General features: G+C 46.0%; 17 protein-coding genes and 1 pseudogene. 16 read left to right on the top strand and 2 right to left on the bottom strand.

The features are described 5' to 3' along the window. Positions 1–19 precede the first annotated feature (19 nt). The 10 genes and pseudogenes from BSI_RS08995 (at position 20) to BSI_RS09040 (ending at position 11,848) form a co-directional block, all read left to right on the top strand. Positions 20–1,450 carry an FAD-binding oxidoreductase gene (locus BSI_RS08995; RefSeq protein WP_003239337.1) on the top strand — a complete coding sequence of 477 codons (1,431 nt, stop codon included), beginning with the start codon at positions 20–22 and terminating at the stop codon, positions 1,448–1,450. Continuing rightward, on the top strand, positions 1,450–1,989 hold the full coding sequence (locus BSI_RS09000; RefSeq protein WP_003239335.1) for an MFS transporter: 540 nt from the start codon (positions 1,450–1,452) through the stop codon (positions 1,987–1,989). Before BSI_RS08995 ends, BSI_RS09000 begins: the two co-directional genes overlap by 1 nt. A gap of 203 nt (positions 1,990–2,192) precedes the next feature. Then, positions 2,193–3,233: an N-acetyl-gamma-glutamyl-phosphate reductase gene (gene argC / locus BSI_RS09005; protein ID WP_003239333.1), complete on the top strand. Its 1,041-nt coding sequence runs from the start codon at positions 2,193–2,195 to the stop codon at positions 3,231–3,233. 19 nt (positions 3,234–3,252) lie between these two features. Beyond that, positions 3,253–4,473: a bifunctional ornithine acetyltransferase/N-acetylglutamate synthase gene (argJ, locus tag BSI_RS09010; RefSeq protein WP_003239331.1), complete on the top strand. Its 1,221-nt coding sequence runs from the start codon at positions 3,253–3,255 to the stop codon at positions 4,471–4,473. 14 nt (positions 4,474–4,487) lie between these two features. Continuing rightward, complete coding sequence (argB, locus tag BSI_RS09015) at positions 4,488–5,264, top strand: acetylglutamate kinase (RefSeq protein ID WP_003239329.1); 777 nt, start codon at positions 4,488–4,490, stop codon at positions 5,262–5,264. Next, entirely contained in the window at positions 5,261–6,418 is a 1,158-nt protein-coding gene (gene argD / locus BSI_RS09020) for an acetylornithine transaminase (protein WP_003239327.1), read from the top strand. Before argB ends, argD begins: the two co-directional genes overlap by 4 nt. 70 nt (positions 6,419–6,488) lie before the next feature. Continuing rightward, positions 6,489–7,550 carry a carbamoyl phosphate synthase small subunit gene (locus tag BSI_RS09025; RefSeq protein ID WP_003239324.1) on the top strand — a complete coding sequence of 354 codons (1,062 nt, stop codon included), beginning with the start codon at positions 6,489–6,491 and terminating at the stop codon, positions 7,548–7,550. After that, positions 7,543–10,635: a carbamoyl-phosphate synthase (glutamine-hydrolyzing) large subunit gene (gene carB / locus BSI_RS09030; protein WP_003239322.1), complete on the top strand. Its 3,093-nt coding sequence runs from the start codon at positions 7,543–7,545 to the stop codon at positions 10,633–10,635. The genes BSI_RS09025 and carB overlap by 8 nt, the downstream gene beginning before the upstream one ends. Continuing rightward, positions 10,623–11,583 (top strand): annotated as a pseudogene (gene argF, locus BSI_RS09035) (ornithine carbamoyltransferase). Before carB ends, argF begins: the two are co-directional and overlap by 13 nt. Positions 11,584–11,668: 85 nt before the next feature. After that, positions 11,669–11,848 (top strand): YjzC family protein, encoded by a 180-nt coding sequence (locus BSI_RS09040; RefSeq protein WP_003239319.1) that lies wholly within the window; start codon positions 11,669–11,671, stop codon positions 11,846–11,848. 44 nt (positions 11,849–11,892) lie between these two features. Here the strand turns inward: BSI_RS09040 and BSI_RS09045 are convergent, their stop codons facing one another. Continuing rightward, positions 11,893–12,078, bottom strand: a complete 186-nt coding sequence (locus tag BSI_RS09045; protein ID WP_003224551.1) for a YjzD family protein — start codon at positions 12,076–12,078, stop codon at positions 11,893–11,895. 251 nt (positions 12,079–12,329) lie between these two features. Between BSI_RS09045 and BSI_RS09050 the strand changes: the two genes are divergently transcribed. The 4 genes from BSI_RS09050 (at position 12,330) to comZ (ending at position 14,953) form a co-directional block, all read left to right on the top strand. Then, positions 12,330–13,064 carry a hypothetical protein gene (locus BSI_RS09050; protein WP_003239317.1) on the top strand — a complete coding sequence of 245 codons (735 nt, stop codon included), beginning with the start codon at positions 12,330–12,332 and terminating at the stop codon, positions 13,062–13,064. A gap of 81 nt (positions 13,065–13,145) precedes the next feature. Next, positions 13,146–13,703, top strand: coding sequence for a hypothetical protein (locus tag BSI_RS09055; RefSeq protein ID WP_003239313.1), 558 nt, complete (start codon positions 13,146–13,148; stop codon positions 13,701–13,703). A gap of 90 nt (positions 13,704–13,793) precedes the next feature. Next, positions 13,794–14,747: a transcriptional regulator Med gene (med, locus tag BSI_RS09060; RefSeq protein ID WP_003239311.1), complete on the top strand. Its 954-nt coding sequence runs from the start codon at positions 13,794–13,796 to the stop codon at positions 14,745–14,747. 14 nt (positions 14,748–14,761) lie between these two features. Beyond that, entirely contained in the window at positions 14,762–14,953 is a 192-nt protein-coding gene (gene comZ / locus BSI_RS09065; protein ID WP_003224559.1) for a ComG operon transcriptional repressor ComZ, read from the top strand. Positions 14,954–14,982: 29 nt separating this feature from the next. Here comZ and yjzB read toward each other — a convergent pair whose 3' ends face one another. Continuing rightward, the gene (yjzB, locus tag BSI_RS09070) at positions 14,983–15,210 is read right to left on the bottom strand and encodes a spore coat protein YjzB (RefSeq protein ID WP_080010764.1); all 228 of its coding nucleotides are present in this window, start codon (positions 15,208–15,210) and stop codon (positions 14,983–14,985) included. 163 nt (positions 15,211–15,373) lie between these two features. Between yjzB and fabH the strand changes: the two genes are divergently transcribed. Beyond that, positions 15,374–16,312, top strand: a complete 939-nt coding sequence (fabH, locus tag BSI_RS09075; protein WP_003239309.1) for a beta-ketoacyl-ACP synthase III — start codon at positions 15,374–15,376, stop codon at positions 16,310–16,312. A 22-nt stretch (positions 16,313–16,334) separates the two neighbouring features. Next, positions 16,335–17,576, top strand: a complete 1,242-nt coding sequence (gene fabF, locus BSI_RS09080; protein ID WP_003239308.1) for a beta-ketoacyl-ACP synthase II — start codon at positions 16,335–16,337, stop codon at positions 17,574–17,576. Positions 17,577–17,627 lie beyond the last annotated feature (51 nt).

Raw genomic sequence — 17,627 nt, 5'->3', positions numbered from 1 at the left:
AAACAGCAGGGAGAGCGCCATGAAAAAGAAATTGCTTGCATTCGCGCTTTGTACAGGCGCGTATGCGGCCCTGTTTGCGTACTCTGTGCATTCAGATCAAAAAACAGACACAAGCGAGATGACGGATGTCAGCCGCCTGATGCCTGTGAAAATTAAGCAGACAGTGAAAGGGCAGGAAGAGGAAACGCTCATTGACACGGTAGAAGAAGCAAATCGAAAAAACATAAAGATCTCAATCGCCGGGGCCCAGCACTCCATGGGCGGCCATACATATTATGAGGACGGCATCGTTCTCGACATGACAGGCTACAACAAAATCCTGTCACTCGATCAAGAGAAGAAAACCATCAAAGTGCAAAGCGGTGCGACGTGGAATGACATCCAGAAATACGTGAATCCATACGGACTCGCGGTAAAAGTCATGCAGTCACAAAATATTTTTACAATTGGGGGATCTCTCAGCGCCAATGCCCACGGACGTGATATCCGCTACGGCTCGCTGATTGATACAGTCAAATCATTTCGGCTTTTAAAAGCGGACGGAATGATCGTCACCGTCACTCCAAAAGATGATTTGTTTACGGCAGTCATCGGAGGATACGGTCTTTTCGGCGTGATTCTTGATGTAACGCTTGAGCTGACGGATGATGAGCTGTATGTCATGCAGACTGAAAAAATGAATTACAGCGCATACGCAGACTATTTTACAAAGCACGTAAAAGGCGATCCGGATGTCCGAATGCATTTGGCGCGAATTTCAACAGGGAAAAAAGGATTTCTGAAAGACATGTATGTCACGAATTACGTATTGGCTGATCATCAGGATGAGCTGTCATCATACAGCGATCTTAAAAAAGACGAGTATACGGGAGTCACAAAGTTTGCACTCGGTTTGTCAAGACGGTATGAATGGGGCAGAAATTGGCTGTGGGACACGCAGCAATCCTATTTCCTGAGCCAAAACGGCACAATGATCTCACGCAATAACGTCATGCGGTCCGAATCAAAATTTCTCGAATATGAAAACAATGACAACACAGATGTCCTGCAAGAATACTTTGTGCCGGTAAAGGAGTATGCGTCCTATATTGACGACCTGAGACAAACGCTGTCGGCCGAGGACTTGAACCTGCTGAACATTACGCTCCGCTACGTGCAGAAAAATGAAAAAGCCGACCTTTCTTATGCGAAGGATGATATGTTTTCGCTCGTGCTTTTAATAAACGAAGGCTTTTCAAAAGAAGACCAGGCAGACACTGCCCGGATCATCAGGCGCATGACCGACGCTGCCATCAAGCACGGCGGCAGCTATTATCTGCCGTATATGACTTATCAGACAAAAGCGCAAATGAGGCAGGCGTATCCGAAAAGCGAAGCGTTTTTTCAGAAAAAACGTATGTATGATCCGGATGAGCGCTTTATGAATTATTTTTATCAGAGGTATAAATAATGGGGAAAAACAAATTAAAATGGCTGACATTATCACAAAGCAGCGTGTTTTTCGCAAGCAGCTTAATCTTTCCGTTTTATATTCTGTTTGTGAAAAACATCGGCTCAAGCTACACACAGTTCGGTTTTTCCTACGGATTGTTCGGGCTGAGCGGGGCGCTCATTTATCCGCTGCTCGGACGGCTGTCTGAAAGGCTCGACAGCCGCTATTTTCTGCTTGCGAACTCTTGGGGCATGGCTGTGCTGCTTTTGTATGTCCCGCATATCGGAAGCATCGTTCAAGTGTATATCGTCCAAGTGCTGTTAGGGCTCTTTGGGGCGATGCAGAAGCATGGAGAAAAAGTGTTGATCGCCGATTTTACAGACAGCGGAGAGCGCGGAAAGAAGATTGGGAATTATCATTTTTGGACGGCTGTCTTTTCAGCGGCAGCCATTATGCTCGGCGGCTTTCTCGCCGACTTTTTTACGGTACAAATGATTTTTTATGCAAGCTCTATTCTTTATTTCTTGAGCGGATTAATGATGATGAAAACAGGCTGACCGCGTCAGCCTGTTTTTTTATGCGGTTGAGAAAAGCGGGAGATCAACGTTTTCTGCTGCAATAGCGCCATTTTTTCAGAGCGAATTTTTTATTGAACAGAAAATTTACAAATGAATAAAAATATTAAATATACGATTGAATTAATTTTTATTCATGTTATAATGTTAAATAATTTCACAAAGACCAAGAAGGTGAACTTGTTTTGAAAATAGGAATTGTAGGCGCTACAGGTTATGGAGGCACCGAACTTGTCAGGATTCTCTCGCATCACCCTCATGCAGAGGAATGTATACTTTATTCATCCAGCGGTGAAGGGAATGTCTATAGCGAGGTTTATCCTCATCTTACCGGCTTAGCCGATCAGAAGCTGAAGCCCATTGATATGAATACGATCAAACACGAAATAGATATCATGTTTCTTGCTGCGCCGCCCGGGGTATCAAGTGAATTGACTCCGCAGCTGGCAGATGCGGGAATTCCGGTTATTGATCTGTCAGGTGATCTGAGGATACAAGAGCCGGCTGAATATGAAAAGTGGTATAAACGGACAGCGGCACCGAAGAAAGTGATTCATGAGGCGGTTTACGGCCTGGCGGAACTGAATCAAAAGCAAATTCAACAGGCGAAACTCATCGCTAATCCGGGCTGTTTTCCAACTGCTGTTTTGCTCGGCCTCGCGCCATTGGCTCGAAAGAAACTGCTCAATGAGTCTTTCGTTATCGTTGACGCGAAGACCGGTGTTTCCGGGGCGGGAAGAAAAGCATCTATGGGAACTCATTTTTCAGAGCTGAACGACAATTTTAAAATTTATAAAGTCAATGAACATCAGCACACGCCGGAAATTGAACAGGCGCTGAATGAATGGCAGCCGGGGCTCGGGCCTATTACATTTTCGGCTCACTTGGTTCCGATGACAAGGGGCATCATGGCGACGATGTATACGCAATTAACAACTTCTGATCTATCGGCAGATGACCTGCATGATTTATATTCGGAATTTTACCAAGATTCATATTTTGTGAGAGTAAGGCCAAAAGGGCAATATCCGCAAACGAAGGAAGTGTACGGCAGCAATTTCTGTGATATCGCTGTTACCCTCGACGAGAGAACGAACAGAGTCACGATCGTCTCGGTAATCGATAATTTAATGAAGGGTGCCGCCGGTCAGGCTGTGCAAAACTTTAATTTGATGAATGGCTGGAATGAAGAGACCGGTCTCACCATGACGCCAATTTATCCATAGAACGGGAGAGAATCGAACCATGATTCAGTTAAGTGAAGATCAAATTGTAAAAGTAACAGGTGATGTATCCTCGCCAAAAGGGTTTCAGGCAAAGGGTGTGCATTGCGGGCTGCGCTACTCGAAAAAAGACCTCGGCGTCATTATCAGCGAGACACCGGCAGTAAGTGCCGCAGTTTATACCCAAAGCCATTTTCAGGCTGCTCCGATCAAAGTCACACAAGACAGCTTAAAGCATGGATCAGCATTGAAAGCCGTCATCGTCAACAGCGCCATTGCCAATGCCTGCACGGGAGAACAGGGCTTAAAGGATGCATACGCAATGCGGGAGAGCCTTGCTTCACAGCTTGGCATTGAGCCGGAGCTTGTCGCTGTTTCATCAACGGGCGTCATCGGCGAACATTTAGACATGGAAAAGATTCAGGCAGGCATCGAGCTGCTGACACAAACACCTGCGGGATCAGGAGATTTTGAGGAAGCGATTTTAACAACCGATACGGTGATCAAGCAGACGTGCTATGAGCTGACAATCGGCGGCGAAACAGTCACGATCGGCGGAGCGGCTAAAGGCTCCGGAATGATTCACCCGAACATGGCAACGATGCTGGGGTTTGTGACAACAGATGCGGCAATCGAAGAAAAAGCGCTGCAAAAGGCGCTTCGCGAAATCACTGACGTTTCATTTAACCAAATCACAGTTGACGGTGAAACATCCACGAACGACATGGTCTTGGTCATGGCAAACGGCTGCGCGGAAAATGAGTGCCTGACGGAAGATCATCCAGACTGGCCGGTCTTTAAAAAAGCGCTCTTGCTGACTTGCGAGGACTTGGCTAAAGAGATTGCCAGAGACGGAGAAGGCGCGACTAAGCTAATCGAAGCGCAAGTGCAAGGTGCAAAAAACAATCTTGATGCAAACGTGATTGCCAAAAAAATTGTCGGCTCAAGTCTCGTGAAAACGGCGGTCTACGGAACAGATGCCAACTGGGGACGCATTATCGGAGCCATCGGACACAGCGCAGCTCAGGTGACGGCAGAACAAGTAGAGGTTTATCTCGGGGGCCAATGCCTGTTTAAGCATAATGAACCCCAGCCATTCTCTGAATCTCTCGCCAAGGAATACCTTGAAGGAGATGAAATCACCATTGTCATCAAGATGGATGAAGGTGACGGGAACGGTAGAGCGTGGGGCTGTGACCTGACCTACGACTATATCAAAATTAACGCGAGCTATCGCACGTAATAAAGGGGAGCGCAATGAAGAAAACAATCGTTTTTAAATGTGGGGGAAGTGTCATCCGTGAGCTGTCGGAGGAATTTTTTCATAACCTGAAAGAACTGATGGCGTCAGGATGGAAACTGGCGATCGTGCACGGCGGCGGCCCGGAAATCACAAATATGTTGAAACGGTTAAATATCAAAACCGAGTTTTCGGGAGGGCAGCGAAAAACAACGAAGCCGGTGCTGGAAGTGGCTGAAATGGTTTTATCCGGTTCTGTTAACAAATTTTTCGTTGCCGAGCTTGCCAAACACGGACTGCGAGCCGCAGGCATCTCTGGTAAAGACGGCGGTCTTTTGGAGGCGGATTATCTCGATCCGGAAACATACGGGGAAGTCGGAGAAATCAAAAAGGTCGATGCATCCATGGTGAACGCGCTGATGGAAAAGGGCATCATTCCTGTTATTGCGCCGCTGTCTATGACGAGTGACTGCAAGACGCTGAATGTGAATGCCGATCTGGCTGCTTCAGCAGTCGCCGGAGCGCTTGAAGCTGATAAGCTGATGTTCGTCACTGATGTCGATGGGATCATGAAGGAAAAGCAGCGTCTCGACGTCCTGACCCCTGAGGAGGTTCAAGTGCTGATCAAACAGGAAGTAATCACAGGGGGAATGATTCCGAAGGTCAATTCAGCCTTGTCGGCTTTATCAGATCAGGTGTCTGAAGTCATGATTGTAAACGGAAAAGGATCATTCTTCACAGACCAAACCTTTCAAGGAACAAAAATCGTCAAAGCAAAGGAGGCTGTTTCATGAGCAGCTTATTTCAAACCTACGGCCGCTGGGATATTGATATCAAAAAAGCAAAGGGGACGTACGTTGAGGATCAAAACGGCAAAAAGTACCTCGATTTCATTCAGGGGATTGCGGTATCTAACCTAGGCCACTGCCATGAAGCGGTCACAGAAGCAGTCAAAAAACAGCTCGACAGCGTATGGCACGTATCCAACCTGTTTCAAAACAGTCTACAGGAGCAAGCGGCACAGAAGCTGGCGGCGCACAGTGCGGGAGATCTCGTTTTTTTCTGCAACAGCGGTGCGGAAGCGAATGAAGGCGCGATCAAGCTCGCCCGAAAAGCAACTGGAAAAACGAAAATCATCACTTTTCTTCAGTCGTTTCATGGACGCACGTATGCAGGGATGGCTGCGACCGGACAGGATAAAATCAAAACAGGTTTCGGCCCGATGCTGGAAGGTTTTCATTACTTGCCATACAACGATCCTTCCGCCTTTGAGGCTCTTAGGGAGGAAGACGGCATTGCCGCGGTGATGCTTGAGACAGTGCAGGGAGAAGGCGGAGTCAATCCGGCGAGCGTTGAATTTTTAACAGCTGTACAGTCGTTTTGCAAGGAAAAGAAAGCTCTTCTGATCGTTGATGAAATACAGACCGGCATCGGACGGACGGGAAAGGGCTTCGCATACGAGCACTTCGGACTCTCGCCGGATATCATCACAGCCGCAAAAGGATTGGGAAACGGCTTTCCAGTCGGCGCTGTCATCGGAAAGAAACAGCTGGGAGAAGCGTTTACCCCTGGTTCTCACGGAACGACTTTCGGAGGAAATATGTTGGCGATGGCTGCTGTGAATGCCACATTGCAAATTGTATTCCAGCCTGACTTTCTGCAAGAGGCTGCTGACAAAGGGACATTTTTAAAAGAACAGCTTGAGGCTGAGCTAAAGAGCCCGTTTGTCAAACAAATACGCGGGAAAGGATTAATGCTTGGAATTGAGTGTGATGGTCCGGTTGCTGACATTATTACTGAATTGCAGACATTAGGCTTGCTTGTATTGCCGGCCGGCCCGAACGTCATTCGGCTGCTGCCGCCGCTCACCGTGACAAAGGATGAAATAGCAGAAGCTGTCAGCAAGCTGAAACAGGCAATCACTCATCATTCCGCTGTAAACCAGTAATTTTTTTTCGGTATGAAAGTATAAAAATTCATTTTTATAATTAATTATTCATCAAGAGGTGGGCTGTTAGATGGAAGGTTATTTAGTGTTAGAAGATGGAACAGCGTTCAGCGGCGAGTTGGACGGTCATGAAAACTGCACGGGAGAAGCTGTTTTTTTTACAGGAATGACAGGCTACCAGGAAGTGCTGACAGATCCATCATATAAAGGACAGATTATCGTATTTACCTACCCGCTGATTGGCAACTATGGCATTAATGAAAAGGATTTTGAAAGCAAAAAACCGCAAGTGAAAGCCGCGGTTGTCTACGAGGCGTGTGATCATTTTTCTCATCATGAAGCGGTATACAGCCTCAAAGAGTATTTGCAGAAATGGAACATTCCGCTGTTGACCCATGTTGATACGAGGGCTGTCGTGAAAAAAATCCGGGCAAACGGAACGATGGGTGCGACTGTCACAGCCTCTAAAGAAGCAGCTGAGATCGCCCTTCAGCCAGAGAACGTGGCAGAACAGGCATCCGCACAGGAAATCAGCACATTCGGCGACGGACATAAACATATCGCCCTCATCGATTTCGGCTATAAAAAATCAATCGCCTCATCACTTGTCAAACGAGGCTGCAAGGTCACAGTGGTGCCGTATCAGCAAATGGAAGCTGTATACGACATGAAGCCGGACGGCATTGTGCTATCGAACGGACCTGGAGACCCGAAAGCCATTCAGCCGTATTTAGGAAAGATCAAAAGCATCATCAGCCGTTATCCGACTCTTGGCATCTGTCTCGGCCATCAGCTAATCGCGCTCGCGTTCGGAGGGAATACATTCAAACTGCCATTCGGACACAGGGGCGCAAATCATCCGGTCATCGACCGTGAAACGAAACGCGTCTTCATGACAAGCCAAAATCACAGCTATGTGGTTGATGAACAGTCCATTAATGAAGAAGAGCTCACGATCAGGTTTCATCATGTCAATGATACGTCAATTGAAGGGCTTGCCCATAAAAAACTTCCTGTCATGAGTGTCCAATTCCACCCGGAAGCCCATCCCGGACCTGCGGAAAGCGAATGGATTTTTGATGATTATCTAAAGAATGTGATACCAGCAAGGAGAGAAATCGCTCATGCCTAAAGACACCAGTATTTCAAGCATATTAGTAATCGGCTCAGGCCCGATCATCATCGGCCAAGCGGCAGAATTTGATTATTCAGGCACTCAAGGGTGCATCGCGCTAAAGGAGGAAGGCTATCGGGTGATCCTCGTCAATAACAATCCGGCGACAATTATGACCGATGAAGCCTTCGCTGATGAAATTTATTTCGAGCCGCTGACAGCAGAAAGCCTGACAGCCATCATTAAGAAAGAACAGCCTGATGGACTTCTTGCCAATTTAGGCGGGCAGACCGCCTTGAATTTAGCAGTGGAGCTTGAAGAAACAGGTGTTTTAAAAGAGCACGGCGTCAAACTTCTCGGCACATCCGTTGAGACGATACAAAAAGGAGAAGACCGGGAAAAATTCCGTTCGTTAATGAACGAATTGAACCAGCCCGTGCCGGAGAGTGAAATTGTTGATAACGTGACCGACGCCATCCGTTTTGCGGAATCCATCGGTTTTCCTGTCATTATCAGACCTGCTTACACATTGGGCGGAAAGGGCGGAGGAATCGCTCCTGATAAAGAAGCCTTTACAGCCATGATCAAGCAGGCGCTATTAGCAAGCCCGATCAATCAATGCCTTGTGGAAAAAAGCATTGCCGGCTTTAAAGAAATCGAATACGAAGTCATGCGTGACAGCCATAACACATGCATTACCGTCTGCAATATGGAAAACATCGATCCGGTCGGTGTGCATACAGGTGATTCCATTGTTGTAGCACCCTCACAAACTTTGACGGATGAAGACTATCAAATGCTGCGGACGGCAAGCCTGACGATCATCTCAGCACTTGATGTCGTAGGCGGCTGCAACATTCAATTCGCGCTTGATCCATTCAGCAAGCAATATTACGTCATCGAAGTCAATCCGCGGGTAAGCAGGTCATCGGCTCTCGCGTCTAAAGCCACCGGTTATCCGATTGCAAAGATGGCTGCGAAACTGGCAGTCGGATACACCCTTGATGAGCTCAAAAATCCGCTCACAGGCTCGACTTACGCAAGCTTCGAACCGGCGCTGGACTATGTGATCGTCAAATTTCCGCGCTGGCCGTTTGATAAATTCAAAAATGCAGACCGCAAGCTTGGCACAAAAATGAAAGCCACCGGTGAAGTGATGGCGATTGAACGGAATTTAGAAGCGGCGATACAGAAGGCAGCAGCGTCCCTTGAACTGAAAAATGTCGGTACGCACCTTCCAGAGCTCAGCGGCTTGTCGATTGAAGCGCTTTGGGATTTGGCAGTCACTCCGGACGACCGCAGATTTTTCGTTGTCATGGAGCTGTTGAGCCGAAGCGTGACGATTGATGACATTCATGCGAAAACAAAAATTGATCCGTTTTTCCTGCATACCTTTGACAACATCATCAAACTGGAGAATCGCATGATGGAAGCGGGCAGCGATCTCTCTTTTGAATTATTGAAAAGAGCAAAGGAAAAAGGATTTTCAGACGCAACGATTGCCTCGCTGATCGGCAAAACAGAAGAAGAGGTACGTACGCTTCGCAAGGAGATGGGTATTACGCCTTCCTTCAAAATTGTAGATACATGCGCGGCTGAATTTGATGCGAAAACAAACTACTTTTACTCCACATATTTCGGAGAGACTGATGGGGACATCAGCCGCAAAGAGAAAAAACGCGCGCTGATTATCGGATCTGGCCCGATTCGGATCGGCCAAGGCGTTGAATTTGATTACAGTGCTGTACACGGCGTGCTGACACTGCAAGAGCTTGGGTTTGAGACCATCATGATCAACAATAACCCGGAAACGGTCAGCACCGATTATGAAATTGCGGACCGCCTGTATTTTGAACCGATGACAACTGAGCACATTTTAAACGTGGCGGAGCAGGAAAACATTGATTTTGCAATCGTGCAATTCGGCGGCCAAACCGCGATCAATGCTGCTGAAGCACTCGAAAAAGCCGGTATTACCCTTCTCGGCACCTCGTTTGAAACGCTCGATGTGTTAGAGGATCGGGATCAATTCTATCAGCTTCTTGATGAGCTTGGATTGAACCACGCAAAAGGAGAAATCGCCTATACAAAAGAAGAGGCCGCTGAAAAAGCAGATGAGATCGGCTATCCGGTGCTAATCCGCCCATCTTACGTTATCGGCGGAATGGGCATGATCATAGTTGATTCGCAAGCTCAGCTTTCTCAGCTTCTGAACGGTGAGGACAGCATGCCGTACCCGATTTTAATTGATCAGTATGTGTCAGGAAAGGAAGTCGAAATTGATTTGATTTCCGACGGCGAGGATGTCTTTATCCCGACATATATCGAGCATATTGAACGGGCAGGTGTCCATTCGGGAGACAGCTTTGCCATCCTTCCTGGACCGTCCATCACAAGCGGGCTGCAGCAGGGCATAAAAGAGGCCGCGCAAAAAATTGCCCGAAAGCTTTCATTTAAAGGCATCATGAACATCCAATTTGTGATCGACAATGGAAACATTCTCGTTCTTGAAGTCAATCCGAGAGCGAGCCGAACGGTTCCTGTCGTCAGCAAAGTAATGGGCGTTCCGATGATCCCGCTCGCTACACGTCTGCTGGCGGGGGCGTCTTTAAAAGATGTAAACCCTGCAGTTCAAAATCATCATGGGGTTGCCGTGAAGTTCCCTGTTTTTTCTTCTCATGCGATCCAGGATGTGGATGTCAAGCTTGGACCGGAAATGAAATCAACGGGAGAAGGCATGTGTGTTGCATATGATGCCGACAGCGCCTTGAAAAAAATCTATACGCGTGTCTGGAATCAAAAAGGCAGAATTTATTTGCAAAACGGGCCGGAAGATGTCAAGGAGTTAGCGGAAAAAGCCGGTTTTACAGTTCATGAAGGGACATTTGCCTCATGGATGGAACAGGAAGGAAAAGCGCTCCACATCAATCTGAGCGCCTCTGAAGAAGCGCGCAAAGAACGTTTGGAAGCCATGACGCACGGCATCACCGTCTTTACAGAAGAAGAAACCGTGCGGGCGTTTTTACAAAGCGGTTCAGGCCATCCGCAGCCTGTATCTCTCAAAGATCTCTATAAAAAGGAAGTGGCATCATGCACACAGTGACGCAAACCAGTTTATACGGAAAAGATTTATTAACGTTAAAGGATCTTAGTGAACAGGATATAAACGCCTTGCTCGCAGAAGCCGGTGAACTGAAACAAAACAAAATCCAGCCTATTTTTCAAGGCAAAACCTTGGCGATGATTTTTGAAAAGTCATCAACGCGAACCCGTGTTTCATTTGAAGCCGGCATGGCGCAGCTGGGCGGGAGTGCCCTCTTCTTAAGCCAGAAAGATCTGCAGCTGGGGCGCGGTGAGACTGTTGCTGATACGGCTAGAGTGCTGTCAGGCTATGTGGATGCCATCATGATTCGGACCTTTGAGCATGAAAAGGTGGAGGAGCTTGCCAAAGAAGCTGACATTCCGGTCATCAACGGACTTACGGATAAATACCATCCATGCCAGGCACTGGCGGATCTTTTGACGATTAAGGAAATGAAAGGGAAGCTTAAAGGCGTGAAAGTCGCGTACATCGGTGACGGAAATAACGTGGCGCACTCATTAATGATCGGCTGCGCGAAAATGGGCTGTGATATCTCGATCGCTTCGCCAAAGGGGTATGAAGTGTTAGATGAAGCAGTTGAAGCGGCAAAATCAGCTGCACTTCAATCCGGTGCTTCTATCACGCTTACGGCTGATCCAATTGAAGCTGTAAAAGACGCGGACGTGATTTATTCTGATGTGTTTACCAGCATGGGGCAGGAAGCGGAAGAACAAGAGCGTCTCGCTGTCTTTGCGCCTTATCAGGTGAATGCAGCGCTTGTCAGCCACGCCAAGCCTGACTATACATTTTTACATTGTCTCCCTGCGCACCGTGAGGAAGAAGTGACTGCGGAGATTATTGACGGGCCAAATTCAGCAGTATTCCAGCAGGCGGAAAACCGTCTCCATGTGCAAAAAGCATTGCTGAAGGCCATTTTATACAAAGGAGAATAATCAAAAAAACTGCTGAGCCGCACTCAGCAGTTTTTTTGATGGCAACATATTCACAGCCGCTTAGGCGCATACTACAGCAAAAAGGAAAAGGAGGAAAAACAGTGGGACAGCAGCATCAATTCCGGCCCGGACAAAAAGCGCCCAACAATGGCATCTACGTTGAAATCGGCGAGACGGGGAGTATGGTTAAAAACCCTCAAAAGGTCCATCTATCAGCAGGGGATATGTTTCCTGAAACATCAAATCACAACCGGCTGTGGACATATAAAAGAAAGCCGTGATCAAGAAAAAACCCAAAACAATGAAATGTTTTGGGTTTTTGGCATTAATGCTGGCTTGCATTTTTGTTCATAGGCATGATTTCTGCTAAAACCATGATTAAGACATACAGTACAACAGCAATTACAGATGATGTTTTGAAATTATACGCAGCGCTGTTCATGCTGGCAATCAAGTAGCATGCCATATGTGATAAAAGGAACGTCCAAATAAAGGCAATAATATATCGCACGTTTCCACCTCGTCCTTCTCATTCTATTCTAGAAGCTATCATACCATACAAAAAGCGAAGGGGGAATCCAATTTTAGAAGAAAGTGAGGTGACAAAAGAGTCTGATTCGTCACATTTTAATGGTAAAATATAAAAAATCGTCAATCGGTATAATAGCCAAAACTGTAAAAGGCTAGGACTTTACCTTATTCGTTTCTTTTCTTTCTACATATGATAGCGTGAGATGAAGTGTGAAAGGAGGCGGGCAAGCGATGGGAATAACGGAAAGGTATTTTCAATTGGGAACGGAGCATAACGTCATTCATCTGCCCTATCGCCCGAACGGCTTCGGCATCTTTATCTTAGGGGACAGAACCCACTTTGTCGGGAATGATTCAAGCTTTTGGCTTCAGCATTACGGCCGAAATCAGCTTCTGAACATGCTGAGGAATGAAGGATATACCCTTTTTAACAGCAATCTGTTCGGAAGGCATTGGGGTGCGGAAAAAGCGGTCACCTATGCCAAACAGCTCATACATTCCGTGCTGAAGCAGGAAATCCTCAATCCGAAGATTCATATTTTAGCAGAAGGCATGGGTGCTCTCGTGGCCGATGAACTGCTTCGTTTTTCCCCGGATCATATCCGCTCAGCCGCAATGTTGAATCCTTGTCTCGATCTTCATGCACATTATGAATCGGAGAAAGAAAATAAATTTTTCTATAAGCAATTTTTGAGAGAAGTATCGGAAAGCTACGGAATTTCTGAAAAAGAAGCGGAAGCGCTGTGTTACAAAACAATTGAAAGCTATCCGAGCGGCGTGCCGGTTCATATATGGCAGCGAATGACCGGAGCTCCCTATCCGTACAGCGTACATGCCGAAGTATTCAAGGAAAAACAGCAGAAGCAAGGCTCACCGGTCGACATGACATTTCACTTATTTGAGCATCCAAGCAGAATATATGCATCAATCTGCAAATTCTTTCACAGTCATGAAAAAGAGTTATAGAGAATACAATAACAACAGCCTTCTCTTTTGCGGAGGCTGTTTTGCTTTGGGAAATGAAAAACCGGAAGGGCGGCAGATGCAATGGAATCAACGCTGATTGTAGGTGCGGACGAATTTTTCGGCCTTTCATTATGCGAGCGAATGATGGATGAAGGCATACATGTTGACGTTATTCTGGCTGAAACAGAAGATGAAATGAGGCAAATGTACCTAGAAGAAAGACTCATGTGGCTTGGGAGAAATGGACTCTTTCGCCAGCTTGAACGTATTGGAGATCAAAAATATGATACAATTTGTATCCAGTTCGACGGCTTGCCCTTAGACCAATATGATTCTCCCTATGTATTAGTATATGAACAAGACCGAACAGAATGGGGAAAAATGAAAAAGTCAGGTTCAGAAAAAGCGGTGATCCTGCCGAAAATGTATGGGCCCTGGAAAGAAGAAACTGAGGAAGACGGCTTTTACACAGACGATGTGGCAGACGAACTGCTGAGGTTTCTGCTTGAACCAAGCCGTGATAAAAGCAATAATCAGATTTTTAATTTGCAAGTCACACAAAAAACCTCGAAAGAAGAAGCAAAAACAAAAATTGTCGAGTGGAAAAGACAATTTTCATCAATTTTCGACAAATATTAAGAAAAACCTTCCATGTTTCGAGGTTTCTAGATACAATAAACGTATAAAAATAATACATGTTATAGCTTGTCAAAAGGAGTTGAACATGACTTGATCACAAGGCTTGTCATGATCTTTTCTGTCCTCCTTTTATTGAGCGGATGTGGACAAACTCCGTTTAAAGGAAAAATTGAGAAGGTCGGCATGCTCTTTCCTGATACGATTAATGACCTCGTATGGGGCACAAAAGGGTATAAAGGATTACTGAATATACAATCAAAATACAATGTGGACGTCTACTATAAAGAAGGCGTTAAAACAGATGAAGATATCATAAATGCGATTGAGGATTTTCATAAGCGGGGCGTCAACCTTCTCTATGGCCATGGAAGTGAATATGCAGAGGTATTTAACTTGGTCAGCGAAGATTATCCAGATATGGAATTTGTCATTTCTAATGCGGAAGCGAAAGGTGATAATGTGACGAGTGTCCATTTCAGCGGCGAAGCAATGGGCTTTTTTGGAGGAATGACAGCTGCCCATATGTCGAAAACGAATCAGGTCGGCGTGATTGCTTCCTTTACGTGGCAGCCAGAGGTTGACGGTTTTATCAAAGGTGCCAAATATGAAAACCCTGATATAGAAGTAAACACGAAATATACGGATCATTGGGATGATGATTCGACGGCAGTAAAGCTTTATCAGAAAATGAAGAACGAAGGCGCGGATGTTGTGTATCCCGCCGGAGACGGGTATAATGTTCCTGTCATTCAGCAAATCAAAAAAGACGGCCTTTATGCCATCGGCTATGTCACAGATCAATCAGATCTCGGCGAGAATACCGTATTAACCAGCACGGTGCAAAATGTGGACAAGGCCTATGAAATCATCGCTGAGCAATTCAACAAAGGCACCCTTGAAGGCGGAGATCATTACTACGACCTGAAAACGGGAGTTGTAGAAATGGGAACATTCAGTCCGCTTGTCGATAAAGACTTTCAGCAAAGAATCACCAAGCTGATCAAAACGTACAACAAAACAGGCGAACTGCCAAAAAATGAGTAATGGAGTGACTTCACATGCAGCACGAAAAATCACTGGAGTTCTTGCAAATTGCCATGAAATATCTGCCTGAAGCGAAAGAACAGCTTGAAAAATCAGGCATTGAGCTGTCAATGGAGGCCATCCAGCCGTTTATGAATCTATTTACAACGGTAATGGCGGAAGCTTATGAGCTTGGCAAGTCTGACGCGAAATCTGAAACCGAATAAGAAAAAGCCACTTTTTTGAAAGTGGCTTTTCACATGATTTTCTTTTTAATAGCGGAAATCATCGGTGCAAGCTCCTTTAAAGCGGGCTTGATTTGATCAAGAGAGTTCATAATTGAACCGATTTGGTCCATAATATGCATGTAATTAATCGTTTCTTCTTCGTTTGTCTGGGAAACCTCCTCTTGCTGTTCTTCCTTCTCTGCTGTTTGTTTTGCGGAATCGCCGAACATCATCTTTGAAAACACATCCAACTGCATACGCCTCCTTTCCATATACCATACTCTATGAGTAAGATGAACTGATAGTTTAGACGAATATATTGCCATGTGAAAAAAAATAGGATAGAATTAGTACCTGATACTAATAATTGATCACAACCGATTGATCTTCTAAATTTACGATATAAAGGAGTCTTCCCTTATGAAAGCTGGAATACTTGGTGTTGGACGTTACATTCCTGAGAAGGTTTTAACAAATCAAGATCTTGAAAAAATGGTTGAAACTTCTGACGAGTGGATTCGTACAAGAACAGGAATAGAAGAAAGAAGAATTGCCGCAGATGATGTGTATTCATCACATATGGCTGTTGCAGCAGCGAAAAAGGCGCTGGAACAAGCTGAAGTGGCAGCCGAGGACCTGGATATGATCCTGGTTGCAACTGTTACACCTGATCAGGCTTTTCCTACGGTCTCTTGTATGATTCAAGAACAGCTCGGCGCGAAGAAAGCGTGTGCTATGGATATCAGCGCGGCTTGTGCAGGCTTCATGTACGGGGTTGTAACCGGTAAGCAATTTATTGAATCCGGAACCTACAAGCATGTTCTTGTTGTCGGTGTAGAAAAGCTCTCAAGCATTACAGACTGGGAAGACCGCAACACAGCCGTTCTGTTTGGAGACGGAGCGGGCGCTGCGGTAGTCGGGCCAGTCAGTGATGACAGAGGAATCCTTTCATTTGAACTAGGAGCAGACGGCACAGGCGGTCAGCACTTGTATCTGAATGAAAAAGGACATACAATCATGAATGGACGAGAAGTTTTCAAATTTGCAGTCCGCCAAATGGGTGAATCATGCGTAAATGTCATTGAAAAAGCCGGACTCTCAAAAGAGGACGTCGACTTTTTGATTCCGCATCAGGCGAACATCCGCATTATGGAAGCCGCTCGCGAGCGTTTAGAGCTTCCTGTCGAAAAGATGTCTAAAACCGTTCATAAATATGGAAATACTTCTGCCGCATCCATTCCGATCTCTCTTGTAGAAGAATTGGAAGCCGGTAAAATCAAAGATGGCGATGTGATCGTCATGGTAGGGTTCGGCGGAGGATTAACATGGGGCGCCATTGCAATCCGCTGGGGCCGATAAAAAAAGGTGAGGTGCACACAAGATGAGTAAAAAGAGAGTAGTTGTTACAGGACTTGGAGCATTATCTCCGCTTGGCAACGACGTCGATACAAGTTGGAATAACGCAATCAACGGTGTGTCCGGAATCGGTCCGATCACTCGTGTTGATGCTGAAGAATATCCGGCAAAAGTAGCCGCTGAGTTAAAAGACTTCAATGTTGAAGATTATATGGATAAAAAAGAAGCTAGAAAAATGGACCGCTTTACTCAATATGCGGTTGTAGCTGCGAAAATGGCAGTTGAAGACGCAGATCTCAACATTACCGATGAGATCGCACCGAGAGTCGGTGTTTGGGTAGGCTCCGGAATCGGTGGACTTGAAACACTAGAGTCTCAATTTGAAATTTTCTTAACAAAAGGCCCAAGACGTGTAAGCCCGTTTTTCGTGCCAATGATGATTCCTGATATGGCGACAGGCCAGATTTCTATTGCATTAGGAGCAAAAGGGGTTAACTCTTGTACCGTTACAGCATGTGCTACAGGAACGAATTCAATCGGTGACGCGTTCAAAGTCATTCAGCGCGGCGATGCAGACGTTATGGTCACAGGCGGAACAGAAGCGCCGCTGACAAGAATGTCATTCGCGGGCTTTAGCGCCAACAAAGCGTTGTCTACTAATCCAGATCCGAAAACAGCAAGCCGTCCGTTTGATAAAAACCGTGATGGCTTTGTCATGGGTGAAGGTGCAGGGATTATCGTTCTTGAAGAACTTGAGCATGCCCTAGCCCGCGGCGCTAAGATTTACGGAGAAATTGTCGGCTACGGCTCAACGGGAGACGCTTATCATATCACAGCACCGGCACAAGACGGTGAAGGCGGAGCGAGAGCGATGCAAGAAGCCATTAGAGATGCGGGCATTACCCCTGAAGAAATTGATTATATCAATGCTCACGGGACAAGCACGTATTACAATGACAAATACGAAACAATGGCGATTAAAACCGTCTTCGGCGAGCATGCGCATAAACTTGCGGTAAGCTCTACAAAATCGATGACAGGCCACCTCTTAGGAGCAGCTGGCGGTATTGAAGCGATTTTCTCTGTCCTTGCCATTAAAGAAGGTGTGATCCCACCGACAATCAATATTCAAACACCAGACGAAGAATGCGATCTAGATTATGTGCCTGATGAAGCCCGCAGACAGGATCTCAATTATGTTCTCAGCAACTCATTGGGATTCGGCGGACACAATGCAACATTAATCTTTAAGAAATATCAATCATAATCACGCCAAACCGGCTGCCCTTAAAGGGTAGCCGGTTTTTTTTGTGCGCAT

This window comes from Bacillus inaquosorum KCTC 13429, from assembly GCF_000332645.1.
Classification (GTDB): domain Bacteria; phylum Bacillota; class Bacilli; order Bacillales; family Bacillaceae; genus Bacillus; species Bacillus inaquosorum.
Note: the sequence above shows the minus strand (reverse complement) of the source record. Positions and strands in the feature narration are given on the sequence as shown.